The sequence below is a fragment of the Streptomonospora wellingtoniae genome (assembly GCF_031845375.1).
Lineage (GTDB): Bacteria > Actinomycetota > Actinomycetes > Streptosporangiales > Streptosporangiaceae > Streptomonospora > Streptomonospora wellingtoniae.
In genome coordinates, this window is the sequence record NZ_JAVREK010000011.1 from 172,651 (window position 1) to 179,691 (window position 7,041).

The 7,041-nt window shown below is 73.9% G+C and carries 6 protein-coding genes and 1 pseudogene; 1 reads left to right on the forward strand and 6 read right to left on the reverse strand.

Annotation, left to right across the window (positions count from 1 at the left end; translation table 11 throughout):
• Positions 1-6: 6 nt before the first annotated feature.
• The 3 genes from RM446_RS12930 to RM446_RS12940 all read right to left on the reverse strand — a co-directional run bounded on the left by RM446_RS12930 (position 7) and on the right by RM446_RS12940 (position 3,314).
• Complete coding sequence (locus RM446_RS12930; protein ID WP_311545501.1) at positions 7-1,416, reverse strand: GntP family permease; 1,410 nt, start codon at positions 1,414-1,416, stop codon at positions 7-9.
• Positions 1,417-1,435: 19 nt separating this feature from the next.
• Positions 1,436-2,221 carry a DeoR/GlpR family DNA-binding transcription regulator gene (locus RM446_RS12935; protein ID WP_311545502.1) on the reverse strand — a complete coding sequence of 262 codons (786 nt, stop codon included), beginning with the start codon at positions 2,219-2,221 and terminating at the stop codon, positions 1,436-1,438.
• 262 nt (positions 2,222-2,483) lie between these two features.
• Positions 2,484-3,314 carry a helix-turn-helix domain-containing protein gene (locus RM446_RS12940; protein ID WP_311545516.1) on the reverse strand — a complete coding sequence of 277 codons (831 nt, stop codon included), beginning with the start codon at positions 3,312-3,314 and terminating at the stop codon, positions 2,484-2,486.
• Between the two features lie 248 nt (positions 3,315-3,562).
• Here RM446_RS12940 and RM446_RS12945 point away from each other — a divergent pair, with 248 nt between their 5' ends.
• Positions 3,563-3,934 (forward strand): nuclear transport factor 2 family protein, encoded by a 372-nt coding sequence (locus RM446_RS12945; RefSeq protein ID WP_311545503.1) that lies wholly within the window; start codon positions 3,563-3,565, stop codon positions 3,932-3,934.
• A gap of 135 nt (positions 3,935-4,069) precedes the next feature.
• Here RM446_RS12945 and RM446_RS12950 read toward each other — a convergent pair whose 3' ends face one another.
• The 3 genes and pseudogenes from RM446_RS12950 to RM446_RS12960 all read right to left on the reverse strand — a co-directional run.
• A complete protein-coding gene (locus RM446_RS12950) occupies positions 4,070-5,404 on the reverse strand; it encodes a 4-hydroxy-3-methylbut-2-enyl diphosphate reductase (RefSeq protein WP_311545504.1) in 1,335 nt (444 codons plus the stop codon).
• Between the two features lie 27 nt (positions 5,405-5,431).
• Positions 5,432-6,472, reverse strand: a complete 1,041-nt coding sequence (locus RM446_RS12955; protein WP_311545505.1) for a polyprenyl synthetase family protein — start codon at positions 6,470-6,472, stop codon at positions 5,432-5,434.
• Between the two features lie 36 nt (positions 6,473-6,508).
• A pseudogene (locus tag RM446_RS12960) lies at positions 6,509-7,041 on the reverse strand (Crp/Fnr family transcriptional regulator); the annotation flags it as partial.

The following is a 7,041-nucleotide window of genomic DNA, read 5'->3' on the forward strand; positions in this document are numbered from 1 at the left end:
TCACTCCTATCCCAGAATCAGGGCGGCGATACCCAGCAGCGGGAGACTGGCCAGCCACAGCGTCGTGGTGGCGCCGGTCCACATCTTCATCGCCGGAGCGCCGGAGAGCCCGGTGAAACGGGTGACGACCCAGAAGAAGGAGTCGCTGACGTAGGAGAAGACGAAGGAGCCGGAACACGCCGAGAGCACGGCGAGCGTGGGGTCCACCCCCGCCGACTGCACCAGCGGCGCACTGAGGGTGGCGGCGGTGATGATGGCGACGGTGCCCGACCCCTGGGCGATGCGCACGAACGTGGCGATGAGGAAGGGCATCAGGAAGAGCGGGACCGGCCAGGTCGAGACCTCCTCGGCCAGGGCGTCGCCCACGCGCGATTGGCGCAGCACCTCGCCGAAGGCGCCGCCCGCACCGGTGATGAAGACGATCATGCCGGCGGAGGCGGCCGCGGAGGTGAGCCAGCCGACGACGGTCGTGCGTCCGATGTCGATGCGCGGAAGCAGGTAGACGGCGATGACCAGGCCGATCAGCAGTGCGACGGCGGGTTCTCCGATGAAGGCGAACACCTCGGCGACGCGGCTTCCTTCGGCCGCGGCGCCGCTGACGGTGTTGCCGACGATGAGCAGCAGCGGCAGGAGCAGCGGGATCCCCGCCAGCGCCGGGTGCACCCGCGGCTTGGCGTCGTGACCGAGCCCTTCGGCGGCCGCGTCCGCGGGGTCGTCCGCCGCCGCGGAGCCGCCCGCCGCCCCGCCGGAGCCCCCGGCGCCGGCGGCCGCCGGCTCGGGCAGCAGCTCGGGGTCGAGGTGGCGCTCCAGGCGCGGACCCATGATGCGGGCGTAGGCGACGACGACCGGAATCAGGATCACGGCCATGACCAGGCCGGCCACGATCACGGCACCCAGGTCGGCGCCCAGCAGGCCAACCGCGGCCAGCGGCCCGGGCGTGGGCGGGACCAGGTGGTGGGTGACCGCCAGGCCGCCGGCGAGCGCGAGGGAGACGCCCACGAGCGGCTTGCCGTAGCGCCGGGCCAGCGAACGGGCGAGCGGGTGCAGGATGACGAACCCGGAGTCGCAGAAGACCGGGACCGACACGACCGCGCCGGTGGCCGTCATCGCCACGTCCTCGCGGCCCTTGCCGAAGGCGCGGACGAACATCCGGGCCAGGGCGTCGGCGCCCCCGCTCTCCTCCAGCACCTTGCCGATCATGACGCCGAGCGCGATGACGATGCCGATGCCGGCGAGGGTGTCACCGAACCCTGAGGTGATGTAGCCGATCAGGTCGGTGATGGGGACTCCGGCGACCACGCCGGTGACCAGCGCGCCGGCCAGGAGGCCGACGAACGCGTCCAGTCGCGACCATACGATGATCGCGACGACAGCGGCGACGCCGAGGACCAGCGCTGCGAGCAGCTGTACATCCATGTCCGCCCCTTTCGTGGGGTCAATCGGTTGCCGCAGGCGTGTCGGGGCCGCCTGCGGTCGCTGCGACGCGGAGCCGGCAGGAGGGGTCCGCGTCGAACGTGCGGGCGTCCTCGTCGCTGATGCCGTCGTCGGTGACGAGGACGTGGGGGCCGGGCAGGACCGCCCAGTAGTGGTGTTCGCACGAGTGGAGCTTGCTTGCGTCGGCGACCACGACGACCTCGCGGGCGCTGCGCATCTGCAGCTCCTTGACCGCCGCCAGTTCAGGGCTGGGGCAGTTGACGCCGCGGCCGGGGCGCAGCCCGTCGGCGCCGATGAAGGCGATGTCGGCGGTGATCCGGTCGAGGACGCCGCGCGCGTAGTCGCCGACGATGGAGCCGCGCCGCCGCCGCACCCGCCCGCCGATGACGATCAGCTCGACGCCTTCAGCGTCGTGCAGCGCGGTCATCGGCCCCAGTCCGTTGGTGACCACGGTGGGGCCCCAGCGGTCGGCCAGCCGCTCGGCGATGAAGGTCGTGGTGCTGCCCGCATCGAGCAGTACGACGTGGTCGTCCTCGACGAGGTCGGCCGCGAAGGCCGCGATCCGCCGCTTGGCGGCGGCGTTGCGCTGGCTCTTCTGCGCCCAGGACAGCTCCCCGCCTCCGGGCGAGGGCACGGCGCCGCCGTGCGTGCGCACGACCTTGCCCGCCTGCTCCAGCTCGGTCAGGCCGCGCCGGACCGTCGACGGGCTGATCCCCAGCGCACGGGCGAGGTCCTCGACCCGCTGAACGCCGTCGACGACCGCGTCCATGAGCTCCTGATGGCGCACCCGGCACTCCCGCCTGATTGCTTGCTCATTTCACGCAAATGAACAGCACAAGAATGACCCAAATGAGCAACCTAAGCAATAGATAGACCGAATCGTGACTGATTCGCGCAACCTCCCGTGCCGGGTTCGGTCGAACCTGGCGAGATCGCGCTGCTCTGCGGGCGTCCCTCCTGCGGAGCACACACGCCGCGGAGGCGCCGCAGGCATCGGGCCCGGCGTGGACATGCGTGCGCGGCTCCTGCGGACGACCGCCCGATGGGCCCTAGCCTGCGGGCGGGGCGGCCCCGGCGTCCGCGCGGCCGCGGGCGACCAGGAAGTCGGCGGTGTCGGCGTCGGCCGGGAAGAAGGACTCGACGACGAGCTCGGCGAGGGTGACGTCCACGGGGGTGCCGAGCGTGGCCACCGCGCTGAAGAAGGAGAGCTCGCGGTCGCCGTGGCGGAGGCGCAGCGGTACGACGAAGTCGCCGGGGCCGCCCGGTGCTCTCTCGGCCGCGGAGCCGTCGCCGCCGGGATAGGAGCGCAGCTCGGCGTAGAGCTCGCGCAGGTCGGCCGCGTCGGTGATCTCCGCCTGGCGCTGGAGGCGCCCGAGCAGGTGCGCTCGCCATTCACCCAGGTTGGCGATCCGCGGCGCCATCCCCTCGGGGTGGAGGCTGGCCCGCAGCACGTTGACGGGCGGACTCAGCAGGTGGTCGGCGACGAGGCCGGTGAACAGGGCGATGCCGGCGTTGGCCTCCAGCATGTCCCACCGCCGGTCCACGACCACCGCGGGGTAGGGCTCGTGGCCGGTGAGCATCCTGCCCACGGCCGTGCGTACTGCGGCCATCTGCGGATCGTCCAGCGGGGTCTCCGGGTAGGCGGGCGCGTAGCCGGCGGCGAGCAGCACCCGGTTGCGCTCGCGCAGCCCCAGATCCAGGTGGTCGCACAGGCGCAGGACGAGGCCGCGGCTGGGCGCCGAGCGCCCGGTTTCGACGAAGCTCAGGTGCCGGGTGGACACCCCCGTCAGGCCGGACAGCGCGAGCTGGCTGAGACCGCGCCGCGCGCGCCAGTGCCGCAGCAGGACGCCGACGGGCTCTTCGGTACGCGCCGACACCATCACCACCGCGCCGCCTCCTCCAGGGTCGGAGCGGGCGCTACCGCGCCTCGCCTGCTCCGCTACGATGCCCGCCCCGTGCGGCCGTGTCCATTACCCGCCGGGTAACGCCCGCGGGCTCCGGACTCACCGTTACCCCGCGCGTAATCGACGCTCCCGCCGCCCCATGGGAGCTTTCTCGGCACCGGGCGGGGCGACCGCGGAGAGCCCCCCGTCCCCGCACGATCGAAACCGACGCAGGAGGACGCACCATGCTGGACTTCGACGAACTGGTGAAGCGCTACATCGCCGCATGGAACGAGGCCGACCCCGCCGCACGGGCCGACGCGGTCGCCCGCCTGTGGACCGAGGACGGCCGCTACACCGACCCGCTGGCCGAGGCTTCCGGACACGAGGGGATCGCTGCGGTCATCGCCCAGGCGCACGGGCTCTTCCCCGACCACGTCTTCCGCGCCCTGCCGGGAGTGGATTCCCACCACCGCGTCGCCCGGTTCGGCTGGGAGCTCGTGCCCGACGGCGGGAGCGAGCCGGTCGCGGTGGGCTTCGACGTGGCCGAAGCGGCCGACGACGGGCGGATCAGCGCGGTCTACGGCTTCCTCGACAAGGCGCCCGCGCTGGGGTGACCGCCCCCTGCCTGCCGGCAGCTCGGGCCCGGCAGGGGGCGTCCGCGCGGGCGGAGCCGGCCGGCGCACCGCGAAGGGGCGTCCGCGGTCCGGTCGCCCGATTCGACCGGGCCGCGCCGGCGGCGGACGCGGCCGTCAGGACCGCAGTGCAGCCGAGGGCAGCGCGAAGTGGACGGTCTCGCGGGCGACCTCGCGCTCGTGCACGGTGACCGGCCCCAGCCCGCCCAGCGCGGTGATCACCTCCTCGACCAGCCCGGGCGGCGCCGAGGCGCCGGCGGTCAAGCCGACCGTGTACACGCCCGCGAGCCACTCCGGACGGATCTCACCCGTGTCGTCGACCAGGTGGGCCGGAGTGCCGCGGCGCTCCGCCAGCTCCACCAGCCGCACCGAGTTGGAGGAGTTGGCAGAGCCGACCACCAGCACGACGTCGGACTCCCCAGCGATCGCGTCCAGCGCGTCCTGGCGGTTGGTGGTGGCGTAGCAGATGTCGTCGGAGGCGGGCCCGCGCACCGCCGGGAATCGGGCGCGCAGCGCGTCGACGACCGCGGCGGTCTCGTCGACGGCCAGAGTGGTCTGGGTGAGGTAGGCGACCCGGTCGGGGTCGGCGACCTCCAAGGCCGCGACGTCCTCGGGTGTCTCGACCAGGACCGTGCTCTCGGGGGCCTCCCCGAGGGTCCCCTCCACCTCCTCGTGCCCGTCGTGGCCGATGAGGACGACGGTGTCGCCGCGGGACGCGAACCGGCGGGCCTCGGCGTGCACCTTGGTGACGAGCGGGCACGCGGCGTCGACGACGCGCAGGCCGCGTTCGGCGGCCTGCCGGTGCACCTGCGGCGCGACACCGTGTGCGGAGAAGACCACGGTGGCCCCCTCGGGAACCTCGTCGAGCTCGTCCACGAAGACGGCCCCGCGCGCTTCGAGGCCGGAGACGACGTGGGTGTTGTGCACGATCTGCTTGCGCACGTAGACAGGGCTGCCGCGCTGCTCGAGCACCCGCTCCACCACCTCGATGGCGCGCTCGACCCCAGCGCAGAAGGACCGGGGGGCGGCGAGCAGGACGGTGCGCGCCGTCCCTGCGACGGCGAGCCAGGAGTCGACCGCCTCACGGACGGCACGCTCGCCCTTCTCCCCCGGCGCCGCCGCCGCGGTGCGGGCCGCGCCGAGCCCGCGCGGCGGGTCGGACCCCGCGACTACGGCGGTGTACCCGCCGTCGTGTACCGCGCCCTCGGCGCCGCTACGATGCGCCCCTCCTTCCCCCGCGCCTGCGCCGGGGGGCGCGGGCAGCCGCAGCGCACCCCGGACCGGACGGGCGCCGCGGCGGCTCAGTTCGCCGGCGACCAGGGCGGCCGCGGGGCAGGGGACATCAGGGCCCTGTGCAGGGACGAGGCGGTCGGCGACCAGGACGTCGCCCAAGGGCAGGTCCCCGTCGCCGGGTGCGGTGGCCGGTGCTGCGGTCTGCGGGGTCCAGGACATGGCGGTGCCTCCTCGGCTCGGGGTGGCTCAGTGGTCGCGTCGGATGGCCAGACGGGCCAGCTCCGCGAGTTCGGCGGCGGGGGCAGCCGCCGCGGCCGCGGAGCGCAGGCGCTCCAGCGCGCTCTCCAGCAGGGCGGCGGTCTCGCGCTCGGCCCAGGAGCGCCCTCCCGCGAGCTCCACCAGCTCGGCGGCGCGGACGAGGTCGGGGCCCTCGAGTGGCCGGCCGCGGGCGAACAGGGCCGCCAGCTCCCCCGACTCCGCGGTGTCGGCAGCCAGCGCGGCCACGACGGGGAGCGACTTCTTGCGGTTGCGCAGGTCGGAGTGGACGGGTTTGCCGGTGGTCGCGGGATCGCCCCAGATGCCCAGCAGGTCGTCGGCGATCTGGAAGGCGAGGCCGAGCAGCTCGCCGAAGCGGTACATCTCCTCGGCCCGCTCCGGCGCGGCCCCGCCGAGAGCGGCGCCGAGGCCGCAGGCGCAGCCGAGCAGGGCCCCGGTCTTGGCCTCGGCCATCGCGCGGCATTCCGCGGGGGCGATGCCGACGCGCCGCTCGAAGTCCATGTCGGCGCTCTGGCCGGCGATGAGCCGCTGGACCGTGGCATTGAGTCGCCGCGCCGTGTCGCTGCCGGCGGGGTCGCCGCCGACAGCCAGGGTGTCGAACGCCAGCGACAGCAGTGCATCGCCGGCGAGGACGGCGCCGCCGGTGCCGAAGACGCGCCAGGCGGTGGCCCGGTGCCTGCGGGTGGCGTCGCCGTCCATCACGTCGTCGTGCAGAAGTGAGAAGTTGTGCACCAGTTCGACGGCCACCGCCGCCGGGATCGCGTCTTCGCCGGAACCGCCGGTGGCCCGGGCGGTGAGCAGCGCCAGAGCGGCACGGAACAGCTTGCCGCCCGCGCCGCCCGCCGGGTTCCCGTGCTCGTCGCACCAGCCGAAGTGGTACTCGGCGATCGCGCGCGGCGCGGAGGGAAGGGTCGCGACCGCCGCCCGCAGGGCGGGGTCGACGACATCGCGGACACCGGCGAGGACCTCGGCCGCCGGCCGGCCGCCCGTCGTCTCCTCGATTGCCACCATGGTGGGGAATCCCTTCTGTGCTTAGCGCCGGTCGGGTCAGCGTCCGGTCTCGACGTTCTCCAGGATCCCGAGGGCGTCGGGGACCAGCACTGCGGCCGAGTAGTAGGTGCTGACCAGGTAGGACATCAGGGCCTTGTCGTCGATGCCCATGAACCGCACCGACAGCCCCGGCTGGTACTCGTCGGGCAGGCCGATGTGGTGGAGGCCGACGACCCCCTGGTCGTCCTCGCCGGTGCGCATCGCGAGGACGGAGGTCGTCCCGGCCCCCGTGACGGGGATCTTGTCGCACGGCAGGATCGGGATCCCCCGCCAGCCGACGACCGTGCGGCCCTGGTGGTCGATGATGTCGGGGTATACGCCGCGGCGGCTGCACTCGCGGCCGAACGCGGCGATCGCGCGGGGGTGCGCCAGGATGACGCGCGTCTTGCGCCGCCGTGACACGAGCTCGTCGAGGTCGTCGGGGGTGGGCGGACCTCCGCGCGTGGGAATCCGCTGCCTCAGGTCCGCATTGTGCAGCAACCCGAAATCGCGGTTGTTCACCATCTCGTGCTCCTGGCGCTCCCGAAGCG

Coding starts and splice junctions, on each gene's coding strand:
- RM446_RS12940 (WP_311545516.1), bottom strand. CDS start 3,314: ATGGTGTCGGCGCGTACCGAAGAGCCCGTCGGCGTCCTGCTGCGGCAC.
- RM446_RS12955 (WP_311545505.1), bottom strand. CDS start 6,472: ATGGTGGCAATCGAGGAGACGACGGGCGGCCGGCCGGCGGCCGAGGTC.
- RM446_RS12930 (WP_311545501.1), bottom strand. CDS start 1,416: ATGGATGTACAGCTGCTCGCAGCGCTGGTCCTCGGCGTCGCCGCTGTC.
- RM446_RS12945 (WP_311545503.1), top strand. CDS start 3,563: ATGCTGGACTTCGACGAACTGGTGAAGCGCTACATCGCCGCATGGAAC.
- RM446_RS12950 (WP_311545504.1), bottom strand. CDS start 5,404: ATGTCCTGGACCCCGCAGACCGCAGCACCGGCCACCGCACCCGGCGAC.